Consider the following 17,169-nt stretch of genomic DNA (forward strand, 5'->3'; position numbering starts at 1 on the left):
GGTCCCGACCGTGTTCGCCTCCAGATATGCCGGCCACTGTTCGGGCAACTCCTCGACGGGAGACAGGGACATCCGCGCAGCGACGATCGAGCCTCACTTGAAGCAGCGCGGGCAGGGGGAGCCCGTGATCGACGTCTACCTACGCCACTGGCCCCAGTACAACAACCTCAAGTTCGAGAAGCGCCTCTCGCTCTCGGTCCAGGATGCGCAGGATCTCATCGTGGCGCTCGAGTTCCTTGTCGAGACGGCGGAGCGGGTCTGAGTGCCAGACGGCACTCCTCGATGGATGGAGAGAATTGGTGCATGAGAGACCTTCCGCGTCTGGCCTACACCCGAAAAGAGGCCGCCGAGATGTGCGGCGTCTCCGTCGACACGATCGCCAAGGCGAAGAGCTCTGGCGCACTCAAGGCCAAGCGACTCACGCAGGATGAGACGCGCCCGGGAGGCAAGGAGCTCTACACCTACGCCGCCCTTGAGGCGTGGCTTCGAGGGCTGCCCGACGCGTAGACGCAGAACCTCCCACGGACCCGAGACCGTGGGAGGTTCTGCGTCTTAGGTGCTGGCCGTCATAGACGCCGGCGCAGGTCGTCAACGGCTTGCTGTAGCGCCTCGATCTCCTGGTCTTGCTCCACGAGCCTGGTGACCACCGCTTGCAAGGTCCCGACATCGAAACCGAGCGACTTTGCGATCTCCATGCTGATGCGCGAAGTCATTACGATCTGCTGGCCCAGCGTGTCCGCTAGGCGGCCCAGTGTGTCCAACACAGGGTCGCCGCTCGGCTCGCTGGGCATCTTGAGTATTTCCACGTGCGATGGGTCGTCCGGCTCCGTGGTGCCTATCCGCTCGAACCGAGCGCCCCGAGTCTGCACCTCGAAGGTGACGTCATCGAGGATGCCCTGCAGATCCCTGTCTTCCTGATCGCTCATGCGAGACACCATCGCACGCGGAAGTGGAACTATCGACGAGCGTCGCTCATCCCCTCCACCTGCCGGCCTGTGAGTGGTTGCTACCTCGGCCGGCGTCAGCCGCTACGCCGTCAAGTGCCTGCGCGAACTGACCGGCGACCGCTGAGACGCGGTTGCCCGTGTCCCGTGCGACCGCGATCGCCTCTTCGAACTTCGCCTCGAGCACAGCGATGGTGACTTCCTGTCGGGCCACCTGCGCCTCAGCGATGTCGACCATCCGCGACTGCATGGCGATCGACTCGGCGAAGGATGCATCGGCAGCGAAGTTCCCGCGCGCGGTGTTGATCTGGCTGCGCTGCGCGTAGGCCTGCTCGGCAGCTTCGATAGCGGCTGGACCGCCGGCCAGCAGCTCGTTGGTGGTCTTCAGGTCGTTGGACGCGGCGAGTTCCTGGAACAAGCCAGCGGCGGCGCCTGTCGTGTCGAGACCTGCGCCGACCAGAGCCCGCAGGGTGCTGTCCATCGAAGACCCGGCGTTGGCATCGTTGCCGAGAGTTCGCATGAGCCCAGCCAGACCACCACCCGTGAGCGAGCCCGAGAACTGACCGGAGACCGACTCGAACAGGCCGTCACGGAGTTGCTGCGTTCCCTTGAGCATGTCCTCGGCCGCCGAGAGCGAATCCTCACCGGCCTTGAGCTGGTCCTGGGCCGCGAGCATGGCCACGTCGGCGGCCTTCTGCAATGTCTCCGCGGCCTTTTCGGCGCGAAGCTCCTTGCGCATCTCGCGCAGGTCGCTCCGCTCGGTCTTCACCGCGAGACGAGCGTCCAGCAGCTCTACCTTGGGGCGGTCGGCCTTCTTCGCCGACTTCAACCGGCGCCGAGCGTCGTCCAGCTCCAGGCGAGCCTGTTCGCGGTCGTCGCCGAGGTCGCTTTTCAGGAGATCCTTGGTCCGCTGCTTGTCCAGCTGCCGCTGGCGCTTCTCCTCCGCACGCTGGCGGCGCTCCTCAGCGCGCTCGCGAGCCTCCTCAGCCTTCTCCTTGGCCTTCTCGGCGCGCTCCTTGGCCTTGTCGTTCTTGTCGCCAACCTTGCCCCCACCAGCGAAGCCGGGAAGGTGGCTGTAGCGCGACGAGAGGAAGTCCCAATCGCGCCGGACATCCTCCTGTGGGATCACGACCTCGCCGCGGTGGACTACGCCAGCGGGCTCGTACTTGCCGCCGTTGCCGGTGTAGCCGCCGGTCGCGAAGTCGCTCTGGGGGCCGAAGCCTGTGGGGGGCGAGCCAATCGGGTTGTGCCGGACGTTGATGTACACGTCCTCGTCACTGATGGCGTTGAGCTGCGCCTCAAGCGATGCGATCGACGCGCGAGCCTTCTCAGTGCGGATGTCGACCACCATGCCCGACAGTCGCTCGGTGATCTCCCTGGTGCGCTCGGTCTCGCGCTGCAGGTCGCGGTAAGCGTCGTTGGCCTTGTTTACGCCGGCTCTCGTGCCGTTGGCGAGCTGCTCCATCCGGAGGGCGCCCTCCTTGCCGGCGTTGCGCAAGGACTTGATGAGCCCTCCGTCAAGGCCCTTCTTCGCGGCGGCGAGGGTGTTGTCGTTGAAGTTGTTCAGCGCGCGGGTGCCGGCCCGCATGTCGGCCAACCAATCGGCGAACGACGCCTTCGAGTCGTTCAGGGACGAGCCGAGCCCGCCGAAGGTCTGCGCGAGCGCCTGCGCTGCCTCGCGCGACTCGATCATCGCCTTGGCCTGCGCCTCGATCTCCTTGACGGTCGCCAGGGCGGACTTGCCCATGTCGACGTTCACGCCGACGCTGCGCGCGTAGATCGCTGCGGCCGTCTTCGCGTCGGCAGCACGGGCCGCCTCTGCTTCGTTGAGCTCGGCGGTCGCCTCGCGCTGCGCCTCAATTTGAGTGATGCGCTCCTGGAGCAATTCTTCCCCGGGGCCGCCGGCGAGCTCGCCCTGGATCCGTCGGGCTTCCTCCAGTCCGGCGTCAAGCTCTTCGATGGTCAGGGATTGCAATGCCAGGCCGAAGTCGCGGGTCGACTGGGCCGCGGCTTCGTTGGCGGCCTTCCAGTCGAGCAGTAGACCGGCTCCCGCGCCGATGGCAGTTCCCCATGGGCCGATCATGGTGCCCATCAACGCCAGGGATGCCGTGTTTGTCAGGCCCATCCCGTCTGCGGCCCCCGTAGAAGCGACTGCGAGTCCGCCGATCATGGCAGCGCCCTGGCCGAGTCCCGCGAGCCTGCCCTTCATCCGCTCAGTCGCGGCTCCGGCCTTCTCGGCGTTCGAGCCGAAGACGACCATCGAGTCCGACATGGCGGCGAAGTCGGACCGGATCGAGCCCGCCCCGGACTTCATGCCCTTTTGGAGCGTGCCGACGCCGGCGAACATCCCGGTCGTCATGGACGTCTTCGACAGGGCTGCGGTCACTGCCAGTGTGCGGTTGAGCAGCGACAGCGCCGCGACGCCGGCCAGGATCGGCCCGCCCAGGTCCGAATCCGCGATAGAGGCGACCACGTCGGCTACCGACTCCAGCGCCTTGAGGGCCGGCCCACCGAGAGGGGCAGCGGCCTGGACGATCTGCAGCGCAGCATTGCCGATGGCGCCCAGGGTGTCAGCGACCTGTGGGCCGTTGGTCTGGATGTACTCGACGAACTCCTCGAAGCCCTGGGTCTCGGAGAGTCCGGACGCGAAGTCGTCGAAGTCGGCAGCTGCGTCCATCAACCACGACGAGAACCCGTCGTTGAGCGGCTGGAAGGCCATCCACATCTCGCCCATGCCGTGCGTGATGGAACCGATCGTGGAAGCCAGCTCGGTGAGGGCGGCGGGGGCCTCTCGGGCGATGAACTCGAAGAAGATGGCCCACCGGTCAGACGCGAGCGACGCAGCGCCGTCGGACGCGATGGATCCGAGCGCGCCGCCGACGGTGTCGAAGATGGTGGCGACTTTCGGTCCAAGCCGCTCGAGGTCATCCAACGACGCGGTGAGGCCAGGCACGAGGGACTCGGCGCCGATGTCGCGAACCGCCTTGAGGGTCGGAGCCAGCCCGCGGACCTCCTCGGCGAACTCGCGAGCGGCCGGCGCGAGCGCATTCAGGGCATCCTTGGCCTTCGCGATGTTCTCGGTGGTCGGCTCCAGGTCTGCTTTGTTCATCGCAGAGATGGCCGTCCCGAGTCCCCGCATCGAACCCATGAGCACGCCGGCACCCACCGCGGCGAAGCCAAGCTGTGCCGACAGGTCCGTGAGACCGACCGCGGCGACGCCCCCCAACGGACCTGCGGCGGGCCCAAAGATCGCCGCCGCCTCGCCGAGCAGCCGAAGGCGACCAGACAGGCGGTCGATCTGCGACTCCGTGCCATTCGCGGCACGCCCCATGGCCTGCACATCACGCACGAACGCCTGCGAGGAGCGGGAGGCGGCGACCTCCTGCCTGGAGAGCGTGCCCAACTCGCGGTTGAGCAGGGCGACCGTCGCGGCAGCCTTGAGGATGCCCGGACTCAAGTGATCCTCGAGGCCGAGACGGACACTCTCTCTACGAACGGCCATCAGCTGTTCTCCTTCATGTTCCGCAGGGTGCTGACGTCGGTTGCGACGTCAGCCAGGGCTCGCCAGACGTCCGCAGCGGCGACGGCATCGACCACGGCAGGGTCGCTCGGTGTCAGGCCGCCGAGCACCGCGTCGTAGGCGGTCAGAACGGCGATGAGGCCGGGGAGGTTGGGGAAGCGCCCCAGAGCCCTCACAAGGTCGTCGAGGTGCGTATCGAGGCCGGTCAGGGGTTCGTCATGCTCGTAGCCAGGGACCGCGGATGGGTCTGTCATGAGGTCACTTCCTTCGTGGGTAGGGGTTGCGCGTCGAAGAGTTCAGGCGATAGACGCCTCGCGGGGTGCCGCGGCGCTGCGGGCGTCGTCCGTACTTGTCTGGCAATCGCAGCGAAGCCAGCAGTTGCTTCAAGAGGTCGGCGGTTGAGTTCACTCGCGCCTCGGGGTCGAGGGTCAGCACAACTCCGGGCAGGCTCGCCCACTCATCGGAGCCGCTACGGGTCATCGCGTCGAGGCGGTCAAGACGATCCTTGGCGCGGCACACCTCGGTGAGCGTGACTAGCTGCATCGGGTCGAGCTCGTGAGTCTCGGAGACGGCACGCCAAAGTGCCTTACCCCCGGCCCCAAGGCCCTCAGGCGCTCTCACGGGCGTCTCCCCAGGAAGTTTTGAGCCCTCCGAACTGCGAGGCACCTCTCCCGCGGTACTCTTCGAACGTCTGTTCGGGGATCACCCCCACTGCCTATGCGGTCCTCTGCTGGCAGCGCGCTTGTGGGTCATGCCCCAGGTCGGGGAGTCCGAGTCCGAGGCGGGCTCAGGGCGCAGCCGGGTCGGCGGGGATAGGAGGTCACTCGACCCTCGCCGGCTTCGCTCACGGTCGCGTTGGGCGCCCGCGTGACGTTCACGCCCTGAGCCCGTGTTCATGCGGCTGCGCCCCCGTCGTCGTCCCCCTCGGGGGCGGCCTCAGGCGTGCCGAACAGGCGAGCGATCAGGTCTGCCGGGGTGGTGGTGCTGCGCAGCCGTAGGCGAGCGTTCATGTCAGTGGCCCGCTCCTCGCTCATCCGCCCATCACCGCCGCGAGAGCCTGAGACTGCTGACGGTTGGTGCGGTGACGCTCGACGGCCTCGCCGTGCTTGGCCCACCACGCCGCGTCACGCTCGGCGCTGGTCGGCAACCACAGCTCGGCACCGTGGCGGATCAGCCACAGATACGTCAGGCGCGGGTCGGTCGAGGCCCACGGCGCGGTACGGCCGACCTGCCAGTCTGGCCAGACATCGACGGTGTTGCGCATCATCGCGAACTCACCGGACGTGTCGTTCTGCACCGGGTTGAGACGGTTGAGCCGCTCGGCGGTGTTTCGGATGCGGGTGTACGCGCTCACGCTGTCATCGAGGGACAGCCAGGCGGTGCGCACCTTGTCGTCGGCCCGCATCAGCATGTCGGTCGTGGGCGCCTCGGGGATCACCTTCGCCGCGGCTGTGAAGGTGGCTGCGAGGCGGTCGTGCACGGGTCGCAGGTACTCGGAGAAGATGACGTCCACTCCGGTGATGATCAGGTCATGCACCTCGCCGGCCATCTCCTCGCGGGCGCGCTCGATCGTCTGGCGGCGCGCGTCGTAGTCGGCGACCGCATCGGCTGCGACACGAATCGCTGAGACCTCGGGCCACGCCTTGCCTGCCAGCGCGGCTGCCTTGGTAGCGGCGACTACCTCGCGGGTGGCCGCGTTGGGGTCGGGTCGGTCTGCGGCGATGGCAGCCAACTTCTCGTCGAGCCGGATGACCGCCTTGTGTGCCTTGAGCACGTCAGCGGGCAGGTCGTGCACGTTCTCGGCGCAGTCGTTGAACATGGGCGCCCACTGGCGCAGGGTGTCGGTCATGGTCGGTCTCCTTGGGTTGGGGTGGTGATCTGGTCGTGGTTGCCGGTGCACGTCTCGCAGCAGCGCCGGCCACGGAGCCACTCGACGGAGCGACAGCCGGACGCGGTGCCTTCGCACGCCGGGCAGGGCTTGCGGTCGGTGCGCTTGGGTTCGGTGGGGATGGATGACAGGAAGCTCATTGCGTGCCCTTCTCGTCGCGCTGGTAGAGGTCGCCGATCGCAGCGAGGACGGCCGACACCTGGGCGAGTCGGACGTCGAGCGCCGCCGTGGGGATGAGGAGCACGCCCGCGGACTGGTCGCGGACCTCAGCAATCTGGCCCTGGACCCACGTGATCGCGTCGACGTCGTCCTCGAAGTGCAGGGGGTTTCGTCCCCTACGTTCACGAGCGCTGATGAGGTCGAGCACGGTCGCGGTCATGCGCTTTCCTCTCGGTCGTGGGTGGCACGGCCCCGGTGGTCGACCACGGCCTCACGTGGCACCTGTTCCTCGCTGCGCTCTTCGTCACGGTCCGCACCACGAACCGACAGGTCCGCTCTTCTATTGGTGGGACCCCCGTGTGTCCCGCTGAACGCCTGTTTTGGCCCGTTCAGGGGGCGGGTTTCAGCATCGTTCAGGGGGCTAGTAGGCGTCCCGCTGAACTGGCTCACCCTGCGGTTCAGGGGGCGGGCATCCGTCCCGCTGACCACGTCTGGAAAAAGGCCCTGATAGACGGCAGTCAGACCCTTCTGGCCACGGACGACCGTGCTCAGCCAGCCGGCGTCATGCGCCTCGGTGATGCGCTCGGTGATGCGCCGCTCGGAGCGGCCCAGAGCCTTGGCGATCCGGTCGCGGGGAACGCTGACCTTCCTGTCTTCCCTCATGTGGTCGGCAAGGAAGAGCAGCAGCACCTTCGTCCGGTCGCTGAGGGTCGTGGAGCGGTAGACCTCCCTGCGCCAGTCGTCGGGAGTGCGTCGCCTGGTCATGCGACCTCCCCGAGATCGACGGCGAGCAAGCCAGCCCACACGTCGCCGTTGTCTTGGCGGCACAGCTCGGCCTTGGCGCGGCATGCTCGTGCTATCTCACGGCAGGCGAGTGTGCCGACTCGATCGAAGTCGTCCGCGCGCTTGAGCCAGTAGCGCTCATCGGCCTCGAGCAAGATGTCAACCAGCAGCCGGCGCGCGAGTTGGTCCAGCTTCTCGGGCCTCACCTGGGAGCCTCCGCGTAGTCGCTGACCAGCACGGACCAGCCCCGCGACTCTGCCAGGGCGCAGAGGTCGGCCGCGGTGCTGAGTTGGCAGGTCCAACGCTTTGTCCGTGTGTTGAAAACCGGGGGTCGGCGTCGAAGGTCGACGTAAAGCTGCCGGCTTCTGTGTCCCGAAAACTCAGCGAAGTTGTCTCCGAGCAGGACGGTCAAGACTCGGCTTCCCATCTAGGCCACCGCCTTGCAGCAGACAGGACCTAGACCGCGCTCGATAGAACGCGCAGCAGTCAGGGCCGCGTTGCATCGCTCGCATCGGGTGCAGGCGCTAGAATGGTGAGTGTCAGCAGCCACGCGGACAACAGGGCCTCCGGATTCACCGCCGGGGGCCGTTCGCATTTCGTCAGGCATGGACACCGCCGGTTCGTGCGGCTTCGACTCGTCGCAAGCGCTCCCCGAGTCCCTTGTCTCGGTCGGCAAGACGCCATGCGGACTCCCCGGTCGGGTCGGAGTAAGCAAGTACGAAGTCCTCGACGCGCGAGAGGTCATGTCCGGCGTCGCAGAACTTGCCCGCGATGCGCCGTACCTCTGCGGGATGCGTCGTAATCCCATGGGCGGCGAAGAGGCGCGAGAACTCCCGCGCGGCCACTCTCGGGGACACGCCTCCTGACTGACTGTCTCGGCTTCCGGCCGGTGCGGTAGGGCTGTGTGCGGGCCACTGGCCCGCTTGATTAGGCAGCATCTGGATCTCCGAGGGAGGCCAACTCGGACTCTGCCTTGACCGCAGTGGCCGTGAGGTCGCGCGCCTTACGGCGCGCTACGGCACTCTTGAGCGCCAGCCGAGCAAAGTGAGCCTTGCGAAGACTCGCAGCGCGAACGGGGTCTCCGCTCGCCTCGTCGAGAAACTTCTGATCGAGGGCCGCGCGGGCATTCGCAGTGCGCCCGGCGCGGTCAGTGCAGCGGCCCCAGGACTCGTGCGCGGCGAGCTTGCCGAGCTGCGAGCGTTCGGAGTTGGTGAGCATCGCGTTCCCTTTCGGAAATCACGAACGCCGAGCGCGGCGAATCAATCTGTGATTCGTCGGCCCGGCGGGGGGTGGTACTCCCGTCAGTTCTCAGTGACTACCCACCCCGGCCATCTCAATCGACGGCGCGGCCTCTTTGGCGACCCACACACATGGTGGGCACTCCCCTAGTCCGGACTCCGGGGCCGGCCACAGGGGCAGGTCCTCTTTATGGGCCGCGGGCTTCCCGTACATCGGGGAGACACTGAGCAACTCGGTGTTCTCTTGTCACGCCCAGCATAGTTACACCGGTGTGGTAGGGCAAGTGGGCACAGCGCACGCTTACAGCTCCCCCAGGTTCAGTGTCCGGGCTTCCTCAGAGGCTCGAGCGGACGCCTGAGCCTTCGTGTAGCGCATGAGCATGTCGGGTCGGGTCCAGCCGCCTACGGCCATCGCGCCTGACTCGGAGCCGCCCGCGGATAGCCAGCGGTGCGCCCAGGTGTGTCTCATCCGGTGTGGGTGGAAGCCCTCGATGCCTGCCGCGATCGCGCGTTCCTTGAGTGTCGCGTGCAGGGCGTCGTAGGTGAATCCCTTCCCCCGGTCCCCCAGCCATAGTGCAGGTCGGTCAGCGAGTCTGTGGGCACGCCTCAGACGTAGGTAGCGGTCGAGGGCTAGTGCCGCTTCTGGCCCGACCGGCACCCTGCGCCCCTTGCCACCCTTGCCCCGACGCACAACCGCTTCGCCGGCGATCAGGTCGAGGTCCCCCAGCTCGAGCGAAACCATCTCTCCGGCCCGGATGCCGGCATCGATCATGAGGCGCACGATCGCTTCGTCTCGGCGGTAGCGCAGCGCCACCTTCGGCTCAGCACCCTTGGGCGGTTGGCACACCTTGATGAGAGCTCGCAGCTCTGTCTCGGTCAGAGGTTCGATCACCACCTGGTCGAGCTTGGGCGGCTTCACGCTCAGGAAGGGGTCTGCGTCGATCTCGCCTTCCACGACAGCCCAGGACGCGAAGCGCTTCACGGCGAGTTGTCGTGCGCGGGCCGTGGCGGCCGCGTTGCCGTTGTCGAGCATCGCCGCAGTGAAGCCGTTCAGCGCCGCGCGCGTCATCGGCTCGGCGCTCTCAGCCTCGCACCAGTCGAGGAACAGCCTCAGCCCGTCGCCGTAGGTCTTGAGGGTCTGGGGGCTCTTGCGCTCGGCGCGCAGGGCGAGCTGCCACGACTGCGAGAGCAGGCGGACGTCAGCGACTCGCACATCGTTCGCCATGGATCACACGGCGTAGAGGACTAGACCCAGCAAAGCCAGAACCACGCCGAGCCAACCCCAAGTGGCCATCTCCCGGGCGTTACCCGACTCACGGTCCTCTCGCTTACCGCCACCGGTCCAGCGCGGCTTTCCCCAAAATCCCTTGCGGGGAAAGACTGCTGCGAAAGCGACGAGGACGCCAATCAGGATCAGTCCAAGTTCATACGACATGCAACAAGCATAGCCGAATATCTGGACTAAGAGCGCTGTGCTGGGTTAGCGTGTCGTCTCGAAGGCCCTAAAAGCGCCTCTGACCTGCACCGGAGCAACTTGGTGGGCGTCAACCTCAGTCGAGGTAGTCGCGCAACACCTGTGAACGGCTGGGGTGGCGCAGCTTGCTCATCGTCTTCGACTCGATCTGGCGGATCCGCTCGCGGGTCACGCCGTAGACCTTTCCGATCTCGTCGAGGGTCTTGGGCTGCCCGTCGGTCAGACCGAAGCGCATGCTCACCACGCCGGCCTCCCGCTCGGAGAGCGTGTCGAGCACGGCGTGGAGCTGCTCCTGCAGCAGCGTGAAGCTCACTGCGTCGGCCGGGACGATCGCCTCGGAGTCCTCGATCAGGTCTCCGAACTCCGAGTCACCGTCCTCGCCCAGGGGCGTGTGCAGCGAGATGGGCTCGCGACCGTACTTCTGGACCTCGATGACCTTCTCGGGGGTCATGTCGAGTTCCTTGGCGAGCTCTTCAGGCGTGGGCTCGCGGCCCAGGTCCTGGAGCATCTGGCGCTGCACGCGTGCGAGCTTGTTGATGACCTCGACCATGTGCACGGGGATGCGGATGGTGCGGGCCTGGTCGGCCATGGCGCGCGTGATCGCCTGGCGGATCCACCACGTGGCGTACGTCGAGAACTTGTAGCCCTTGGTGTAGTCGAACTTCTCGACCGCGCGGATCAGACCGAGGTTGCCCTCCTGGATCAGGTCGAGGAAGAGCATGCCGCGGCCGGTGTAGCGCTTGGCGAGCGAGACGACGAGGCGCAGGTTGGCCTCCAGGAGGTGGTTCTTGGCGCGACGGCCGTCCTGGGAGATCCACTCGAGCTCTTCGAGCATCTTGGGGCTGATCTTGCCGCCCTTGCCGAGCTTCTCCTCGGAGAAGAGGCCGGCCTCGATCCGCTTGGCGAGCTCGACCTCCATCTCGGCGTTGAGGAGGGGCACCTTGCCGATCTGCTTGAGGTAGTCCTTGACCGGGTCGGCGGTGGCACCGGCCACCATGACCTGCTGCTCGGGCTCGTCGGTGTCGTCGGAGGCGGAGACGGTGAAGGCCTGCTTCTCGTCCTCCTTGATGGTCGGGTCGACCTTGACGTCCTTCTCGAACTCCTCATCGGGGATGTCCGGCAGGATCTTCTTGCCGTCTGCTCCCACGGCACCGGGCTCGAGGTCGGCTGCGACGTCGACGGGTGCGGCTGCGGACTTCGCGGCGGTCTTCTTGGCCGGGGCCTTCTTCGCGGGGGCCTTCTTGGCCGCAGCCTTCTTGACCGGCTCAGCAGCATCGGCGGGCTCGACGGTCTTGGTCGCCGCCTTCTTGGCCGGCGCCTTCTTGGCGGCGGCCGTCGTGGTCTTGCGCGTGCTCGTCGTGGCCGCGACCGCGCGCATGCTGGCCGCGTCGACGTTGACGGAGATACCCAGGCTGCCGAGGTGGACCATCAGGGCCTTGAGGTGACGCGGCTCGACCGCCGCGTCGTCACTGGCCTGACGGACGTCCTCAGGGGCAACGCTGCCGATCGGGGTGCCGCGCTCGATCAGGGCGACGATGGACGGGTGCGCGAGCACCTCTGCGGGGAGCAACTTCCGTGCGTTCGGGGACACGAACACCTCTCGTAAAACGACATCGGGGCGCAGCAAGGACCTCTAACGTCAAGAGCCGCGCCGTCATTCTGCCACGGCCACCCGCGAGCGCTGCCACCGCGCCCTCGTGTCGTCGCCAGACCCTCATTCTCGAGTGACTCTGTACAGTTTGCCGCGAGGGGAGTACCTCACCAAGAACACCCGGTCAGTACGGCGCCTGCAGCTCGCGCCTCGGGTGGGCGCCGGGGCTCGATGAGACCACCGGCGAGGGAGACCTCAGGTCAGATTCTGTGTTCCTGAGATCCCGAGGAGAACCTCCATGCTCGATTCCATCGCGTCCCCGACCCTGTGGTGGGTCACGATCGCCGCTGTCGTCGCCCTGTTGGCCGTCGACTTCCTTGCCACCCGCAAACCCCACGAAGTGTCGATGAGGGAGGCCGTCGCCTGGTCGAGCTTCTACGTTGCACTCCCCCTCGCGTTCGGGCTCTACATGTGGAACGTCCACGGATCCCAGCGCGGACTGGAGTACTACACCGGCTACCTCGTCGAGAAGACGCTGAGCGTCGACAACCTGTTCGTCTTCATGTTGCTGCTGACGGCGTTCGCCGTCCCCAAGGTGTTGCAGCAACGAGTGCTGCTCTACGGGATCGTGGGAGCCCTCGTCCTCCGCTCGATCTTCATCGCTCTTGGGGCAGTTGCTCTTGAGCGGTTCGACTGGGTGTTCCTCGTCTTCGGTGGTGTGCTGCTGCTCACCGGGGTCAAGCTGCTCCGCGATGCCATCTTAGGGAACGACCACGAGGTGGACATCAACCAGATGCGGGTGGTTCGCCTCGTCCGCCGGGTGATGCCCGTGACGGACGAGTACGACGGCACCAAGATGGTCGTCCGGCGCGAAGGTCGTCGCTGGCTGACCCCGCTCGCCCTAGTCGTGATCGCTGTGTTCGCCACCGACCTCGTCTTCGCCGTCGACTCCGTTCCTGCCGTCTACGGCATCACCGGCGACCCCTACCTCGTCTTCGCCACCAATGCCTTCGCCCTGCTGGGGCTGCGGGCGCTGTACTTCGTGCTCCAGGGCGCACTCGACAAGCTGGTGCACCTCTCCTACGGGCTGGCAGCGATCCTCGGGTTCATCGGGGTCAAGCTGGTCCTGCACTGGGCCCACGAGGTGTGGCCTTCGGTGCCCAACGTGCCCACCCTCGCCTCACTCGGCGTGATCCTGGCCATCCTGATGGTCACCACGACGACCAGCCTGCTGGCCTCCCGGCGCACGTCGGCCCTCCAGGGCGATGCCGAGGCGCCCGAGCTGCCCCGCGAGAACGACCAACAGGAGTCGTCCGTCTGATGCCGTGCCCCGCGCCGCCCCGGCACCGTTCAAGCGGTGCCGGGCGCGGTGTCCGGAGTGGTGTCGGTGGCCTTGGCTGCCGCCTTCTTGGCCTTCTTGAAGTCCCTGACCTTCTGCAGCGAGTCGGGGTCGACCACGTCCGCGACGGAGCGGTGTCCGTCGAGGGCGTAGTCCCCCACGACCGACTCCCAGCCCTCGAGGCGTACGCCGCGCTGCTTGGCCAACAACGCGACGAAGATCTGCGCCTTCTGCTTACCGAAGCCAGGCAGGGCCATGATGCGCTTGAGCAGGTCCTGGCCGTCCCTCGCCTCGTTCCACAACCTCGAGGCATCGCCGTCGTAGTCGTCGACGACGATCCGGGCCAGCTCCTGCAACCTGCTCGACATCGAGCCAGGGAACCGGTGGATGGCAGGCGTCGTCGCCGCCATCGCTGCGAACTCCTCCGGGTCGGCCGAGGCGATCGCCGCCGGCTCGAAGGTGCCGAAGCGGTCGGTCACCTTGGCCGGGCCCCGAAATGCGTGCTCCATCGGATACTGCTGGTCGAGCATCATCCCGGCGAGCAGGGCGAAGGGCGACTCGTCGAGGATCTTGTCGGCGGCAGCGTCGCCCGTGATGTGGATGGCCATGGGCACATCCTCCCCGACGGGCTCAGTCGGCCTCGATTACCCAGTGGTCAGTCAGTCCAGAGCACGGAGTGGTCAGTCAGTCCAGACCACGGAGTGGTCAGTCGGCCTTGACCGCCAGCACCGGACAGTGGGCGTCGAGCAGGATCCGCTGGGCGTTGGAGCCCAGGATCAGCTTGCCGACGGGCGACCGGCGGCGCAGTCCGATGACGAGGAGCTCGGCCGAGTTGGCCTCGGCCAACGAGATCAGGTCCTCGGCGGGCTCGAAGCCCCGCACGAGCTGCCGGATGTCGTAGTCCACGCCCGAGTCGTCCAGGGTCTTCCGCACCGACTCCATCTCACTCTCGGCCAGTCGCGCCTTGTCCTGGTCGAACTCGCTGCCACCGCGGTGCGAGTTGACCACCACGAGCTTGCTGCCGCGCAGCTTGGCTTCAGAGATGGCGGTTGCCAGAGCAGCCTCGCCCTCCGGCTTGGGGACGTATCCAACGACGACGGTGCCCATGGTGCCTCCTTCTCACGTGCCGGTGCGCTTCGTTGCGCCCAGCCACGCTGGCACCGTATCGAATGCGGCGGGCAAGCGGGAGACTGTGGACGACCGGGCGCACGATCCGGTCCGGCAGGGCAGGCTGACGGGCATGCCCGTGACCGCGCCGATCACCCGGACGCACCACGTGGTATTCCGTGCGGCGGTGCTGTCCTTCAAGGAGTCCGCGCCCCGCGGTCGAGCTCCGGTCGCCCTTCATGTCGGGGTGCCCGACGCGTCCAACGAGTGCCACGTCGTGCAGCCAGGACAGGCACTGGACCAGGCGCTCCGTACCGACATCGCGGCCGCCCTGCTGCAGCGCACGGCCGCGCAGAGCCCCCACCGGTGGGCCTGGTTGACCCGCGTGGGAGCGCTCGCCCTGCACGACGCGGACGTGCTGTGGTCGGCCGCGTGGTACGCCGCCTGTGCCGAGGCCGACGTCGACGTGCCGCTGGTGATCGTCACCCGCGCCGGCTGGCGCGACCCCCGCACGGGGGTCGGCCGCGAGTGGACGCGCCTGCGGCGGCGTTCCGGGGCCGCGCCCTAGTCCTAGTCGCGATCCCAGGTGTGGGCCGGCTCGTTGGTGTGCATCCGCTCGCGATACTCGAGCAGCGTCGCACGCAGGGCGTCGAACCTGTCCTCGCGGGCTCGCTGCCTCATGCGCCCCACGAACCACTCGGCCCCGTTGGTGCCGAGCAGGCATCGTTGCTCGATGATCCCGAGCAGCCGGTCGCGGACCTCTGGCTCGACACCCCAGGCGTCCAGGCCTTCGGCTGCCATCGGCAGCAGCCGGCGCAGGACGAGCTCCGTGGCTCGCACCTGGCCCACGCCGGGCCAGTAGATCTGGGCGTCCACGCCCTGTTGAGCGGCGACGTGGAAGTTCTCCTCTGCGGCCGAGAAGGACATCTGCGACCACAGGGGGCGTTCGCTCTCGGCGAGGAAGCGCACCAGCCCGAAGTAGAACGCCGCGTTGGCGATCGTGTCCGCGACCGTGGGTCCGGCCGCGAGCAGCCTGTTCTCCACCCGCAGGTGGGGCACCCCGTCGGCGATGTCGTAGACCGGGCGGTTCCAGCGATAGATCGTGCCGTTGTGCAGGCGCAGCTCGGGGAGGGTCGGCGTGCCCCCGGACTCGAGCACCTGGAGCGGGTCCTCGTCGTCGGTGATCGGCAGCAGCGCCGGGAAGTATCGGACGTTCTCCTCGAACAGGTCGAAGACCGAGGTGATCCACCGCTCGCCGAACCACACCCGGGGGCGGACTCCCTGCACCTTGAGCTCGTCGCTGCGGGTGTCGGTCGCCTGCTCGAAGAGCGGGATACGGGTCTCGCGCCACAGCTCCTTGCCGAGGAGGTAGGGAGAGTTGGCTCCCACTGCGAGCTGGACCCCGGCGATCGCCTGCGAGGCGTTCCAGTAGTCGGCGAACTCGTCAGGCGAGGTCTGGACGTGGAACTGGGTGCTCGTGCAGGCGGCCTCCGGCACGATGGAGTCGGCCGTCGTGGAGAGGCGCTCGCGCCCCGAGATGCTGATCGTGATGTCCTCCCCACGCGCGGAGAGGATCTGTTCGCTCAACAGCTTGTAGCGGGGGTTGGCGCTGAGGCTGTGGGCACCCATGTGTCCCTCGTCCAGCGTCGGCAGGATGCCGATCATCACTTGGTGCGCCCCCGACGCCGCGGCCTTGGACTCGGCGTCGTTGAGGGACCGGCGCAGGGAGTCCTCGAAGATGGTCAGCCCACCCTCGCGCAACGTCGCGGGCGGGACGTTGATCTCGATGTTGAACTGTCCCAGCTCGGTCTGGAAGTCCGGCGATGCGATCGCCTCGAGCACCTCGGCATTCTTCAGTGCAGGGTCGCCCTTGTCGTCGACGAGGTTGAGCTCGACCTCGAGACCCGTCATCGGGTCGTCGGTGTCGAAGCGGGCTTCGCGCAACATCCGCGCGAAGACGTCGAGGTTGCGGCGCACCTTCTCTCGGTGCCGGGTGCGGTCTGCGCGCGAGAACTCCTGCTGCTCAACTTCTTCGCCCATGAAGGGACAGTAGCGACGAGCGGGGCCCCGATGGCAAGAGGACGTCCACGACATGCCCGGATGGCGCCCTCAGGCCACCCCAACGGAGGGGCCACCCAGGAGGTCCCATTCATCCGGCGCGGTCGCGGACATCAGCATGTCCGCGACCAGCCCGGCCAACGAGTGCTCGGGCTCGACCGCCCGGGCACGGTCGACGGCGCACCACGCGAGCGCCCCCTCGCCTGCCAGCCATGCGGTGAAGGCCAGCACGGACGCCGGCCCGGGCACCAGCGGCGCCGGCGACCGCCGCACGACGTCGGTCCAGAAGTCGACGTACGAGGGGGCCGTGGCACGCGTCAGCCAACGCCACGCCTCGTCGCGCAGTGAGCCGTCGCGCATCGACAGCGCGAGCGCCGCGACGACCTCGGGTGGAGTGGTGGACCGGTCGCCGGCGTGCTCGGTGACCAGCGGACGGATCTGGCGGGGAAGGAGGTCAGCGCAGCATTCGAGGGCTGACGCCACTCGTGCGGCCCCGACCTCGTCACTGACCAGGGTGGCCGCCAGCGCCTCGCGGGAGTCATGGGTGACCCTGCCCCCGAAGATCGAGTGCGCGGCGAACGGATGGTGGCGTGGCTCGAACGGCACCCCGAGATAGGCCGCTGGCGCCCGGCCGGGCAGCACGGCGAAGTAACGGTCGTCATGGACGCGCAGCACCTCGAAGACCTCGATGCCGGCCGCGGTGAAGGCGACATGGAGGGACCAGGCTGTCTCGTCGGCGATGGCCGTGTCGTCGTCGTAGACCACGAAGACGACCCGGGCGATGCCGTGATGACGGGCCGGCCGCAGCAACGCCTCGACGACCTCGTCCACGTCGTCCTCGTCGTCGGGGAGGTCGATGCGGGCATGGAAGGGTCGAGCGCCCTCGACGGTGAGCATGACGACGGAGTCGGCCGGGGCGAACCCGATCGCGACGGGCACGAAGGCCAGCAGGTCTTCGGGACAGGTGGCTCTCATCAGGTGGGGTGGTGTGTGTGGAGTGGTCATGTCTGCACGCTGCCCGGGTCCTCGGACACTGCAGCACCGCCCGAGCGCAGCCTGTGGACGAGG

The 17,169-nt window shown here is 67.5% G+C and carries 22 protein-coding genes; 4 read left to right on the plus strand and 18 right to left on the minus strand.

From position 1 onward, the window contains the following. Together VNJ48_RS11455 and VNJ48_RS11460 are read left to right on the plus strand one after the other, a co-directional pair. Nucleotides 1-262 (plus strand): hypothetical protein (locus VNJ48_RS11455; protein ID WP_325602163.1); only part of this gene is annotated, 262 nt, incomplete at its 5' end. 41 nt (nt 263-303) lie between these two features. Then, nucleotides 304-507 (plus strand): hypothetical protein, encoded by a 204-nt coding sequence (locus VNJ48_RS11460; RefSeq protein WP_325602165.1) that lies wholly within the window; start codon nt 304-306, stop codon nt 505-507. Between the two features lie 59 nt (nt 508-566). On the opposite strand, the gene VNJ48_RS11465 is transcribed toward VNJ48_RS11460, so the two are convergent. The 14 genes from VNJ48_RS11465 to VNJ48_RS11525 all read right to left on the minus strand — a co-directional run bounded on the left by VNJ48_RS11465 (nt 567) and on the right by VNJ48_RS11525 (nt 11,603). Next, nucleotides 567-926 (minus strand): hypothetical protein, encoded by a 360-nt coding sequence (locus VNJ48_RS11465; protein WP_325602167.1) that lies wholly within the window; start codon nt 924-926, stop codon nt 567-569. Between the two features lie 46 nt (nt 927-972). Next, entirely contained in the window at nt 973-4,446 is a 3,474-nt protein-coding gene (locus tag VNJ48_RS11470) for a hypothetical protein (RefSeq protein WP_325602169.1), read from the minus strand. Further along, nucleotides 4,446-4,718, minus strand: a complete 273-nt coding sequence (locus VNJ48_RS11475; protein WP_325602171.1) for a hypothetical protein — start codon at nt 4,716-4,718, stop codon at nt 4,446-4,448. Before VNJ48_RS11475 ends, VNJ48_RS11470 begins: the two co-directional genes overlap by 1 nt. Nucleotides 4,719-4,722: 4 nt before the next feature. Beyond that, the gene (locus VNJ48_RS11480; RefSeq protein WP_325602173.1) at nt 4,723-5,007 is read right to left on the minus strand and encodes a hypothetical protein; all 285 of its coding nucleotides are present in this window, start codon (nt 5,005-5,007) and stop codon (nt 4,723-4,725) included. Nucleotides 5,008-5,357: 350 nt separating this feature from the next. Then, nucleotides 5,358-5,498 carry a hypothetical protein gene (locus VNJ48_RS11485; protein WP_325602174.1) on the minus strand — a complete coding sequence of 47 codons (141 nt, stop codon included), beginning with the start codon at nt 5,496-5,498 and terminating at the stop codon, nt 5,358-5,360. Beyond that, the gene (locus VNJ48_RS11490; protein WP_325602176.1) at nt 5,495-6,313 is read right to left on the minus strand and encodes a hypothetical protein; all 819 of its coding nucleotides are present in this window, start codon (nt 6,311-6,313) and stop codon (nt 5,495-5,497) included. Before VNJ48_RS11490 ends, VNJ48_RS11485 begins: the two co-directional genes overlap by 4 nt. A gap of 175 nt (nt 6,314-6,488) precedes the next feature. Continuing rightward, on the minus strand, nt 6,489-6,731 hold the full coding sequence (locus VNJ48_RS11495) for a hypothetical protein (RefSeq protein ID WP_325602178.1): 243 nt from the start codon (nt 6,729-6,731) through the stop codon (nt 6,489-6,491). Next, complete coding sequence (locus tag VNJ48_RS11500; protein WP_325602180.1) at nt 6,728-7,276, minus strand: helix-turn-helix domain-containing protein; 549 nt, start codon at nt 7,274-7,276, stop codon at nt 6,728-6,730. Before VNJ48_RS11500 ends, VNJ48_RS11495 begins: the two co-directional genes overlap by 4 nt. After that, nucleotides 7,273-7,500, minus strand: a complete 228-nt coding sequence (locus VNJ48_RS11505; RefSeq protein ID WP_325602181.1) for a hypothetical protein — start codon at nt 7,498-7,500, stop codon at nt 7,273-7,275. The genes VNJ48_RS11500 and VNJ48_RS11505 overlap by 4 nt, the downstream gene beginning before the upstream one ends. A gap of 221 nt (nt 7,501-7,721) precedes the next feature. Further along, nucleotides 7,722-8,102, minus strand: coding sequence for a DUF6011 domain-containing protein (locus VNJ48_RS22670; RefSeq protein WP_414689944.1), 381 nt, complete (start codon nt 8,100-8,102; stop codon nt 7,722-7,724). A gap of 119 nt (nt 8,103-8,221) precedes the next feature. Continuing rightward, nucleotides 8,222-8,512: a hypothetical protein gene (locus tag VNJ48_RS11510; RefSeq protein WP_325602183.1), complete on the minus strand. Its 291-nt coding sequence runs from the start codon at nt 8,510-8,512 to the stop codon at nt 8,222-8,224. 321 nt (nt 8,513-8,833) lie between these two features. After that, complete coding sequence (locus tag VNJ48_RS11515; RefSeq protein ID WP_325602185.1) at nt 8,834-9,757, minus strand: tyrosine-type recombinase/integrase; 924 nt, start codon at nt 9,755-9,757, stop codon at nt 8,834-8,836. Between the two features lie 3 nt (nt 9,758-9,760). Then, the gene (locus VNJ48_RS11520; RefSeq protein ID WP_325602187.1) at nt 9,761-9,967 is read right to left on the minus strand and encodes a hypothetical protein; all 207 of its coding nucleotides are present in this window, start codon (nt 9,965-9,967) and stop codon (nt 9,761-9,763) included. Between the two features lie 115 nt (nt 9,968-10,082). Next, nucleotides 10,083-11,603 carry an RNA polymerase sigma factor gene (locus VNJ48_RS11525; protein WP_325602189.1) on the minus strand — a complete coding sequence of 507 codons (1,521 nt, stop codon included), beginning with the start codon at nt 11,601-11,603 and terminating at the stop codon, nt 10,083-10,085. A gap of 292 nt (nt 11,604-11,895) precedes the next feature. Here VNJ48_RS11525 and VNJ48_RS11530 point away from each other — a divergent pair, with 292 nt between their 5' ends. Continuing rightward, a complete protein-coding gene (locus tag VNJ48_RS11530; RefSeq protein ID WP_325602191.1) occupies nt 11,896-12,918 on the plus strand; it encodes a TerC family protein in 1,023 nt (340 codons plus the stop codon). A 29-nt stretch (nt 12,919-12,947) separates the two neighbouring features. On the opposite strand, the gene VNJ48_RS11535 is transcribed toward VNJ48_RS11530, so the two are convergent. Both VNJ48_RS11535 and VNJ48_RS11540 read right to left on the minus strand, forming a co-directional pair. Continuing rightward, entirely contained in the window at nt 12,948-13,544 is a 597-nt protein-coding gene (locus tag VNJ48_RS11535; protein ID WP_325602193.1) for an HhH-GPD-type base excision DNA repair protein, read from the minus strand. Nucleotides 13,545-13,641: 97 nt separating this feature from the next. Beyond that, a complete protein-coding gene (locus VNJ48_RS11540; protein ID WP_325602195.1) occupies nt 13,642-14,043 on the minus strand; it encodes a universal stress protein in 402 nt (133 codons plus the stop codon). Between the two features lie 133 nt (nt 14,044-14,176). Between VNJ48_RS11540 and VNJ48_RS11545 the strand changes: the two genes are divergently transcribed. After that, the gene (locus VNJ48_RS11545) at nt 14,177-14,611 is read left to right on the plus strand and encodes a hypothetical protein (RefSeq protein WP_325602197.1); all 435 of its coding nucleotides are present in this window, start codon (nt 14,177-14,179) and stop codon (nt 14,609-14,611) included. Nucleotides 14,612-14,613: 2 nt separating this feature from the next. Here VNJ48_RS11545 and VNJ48_RS11550 read toward each other — a convergent pair whose 3' ends face one another. Both VNJ48_RS11550 and VNJ48_RS11555 read right to left on the minus strand, forming a co-directional pair. Next, a complete protein-coding gene (locus VNJ48_RS11550) occupies nt 14,614-16,083 on the minus strand; it encodes a glutamate--cysteine ligase (protein WP_325602199.1) in 1,470 nt (489 codons plus the stop codon). 69 nt (nt 16,084-16,152) lie between these two features. Beyond that, a complete protein-coding gene (locus tag VNJ48_RS11555) occupies nt 16,153-17,106 on the minus strand; it encodes a DUF4192 domain-containing protein (protein ID WP_325602201.1) in 954 nt (317 codons plus the stop codon). Between the last annotated feature and the right edge of the window lie 63 nt (nt 17,107-17,169).

The sequence above is a fragment of the Nocardioides sp. genome, assembly GCF_035576065.1.
Classification (GTDB): domain Bacteria; phylum Actinomycetota; class Actinomycetes; order Propionibacteriales; family Nocardioidaceae; genus Nocardioides.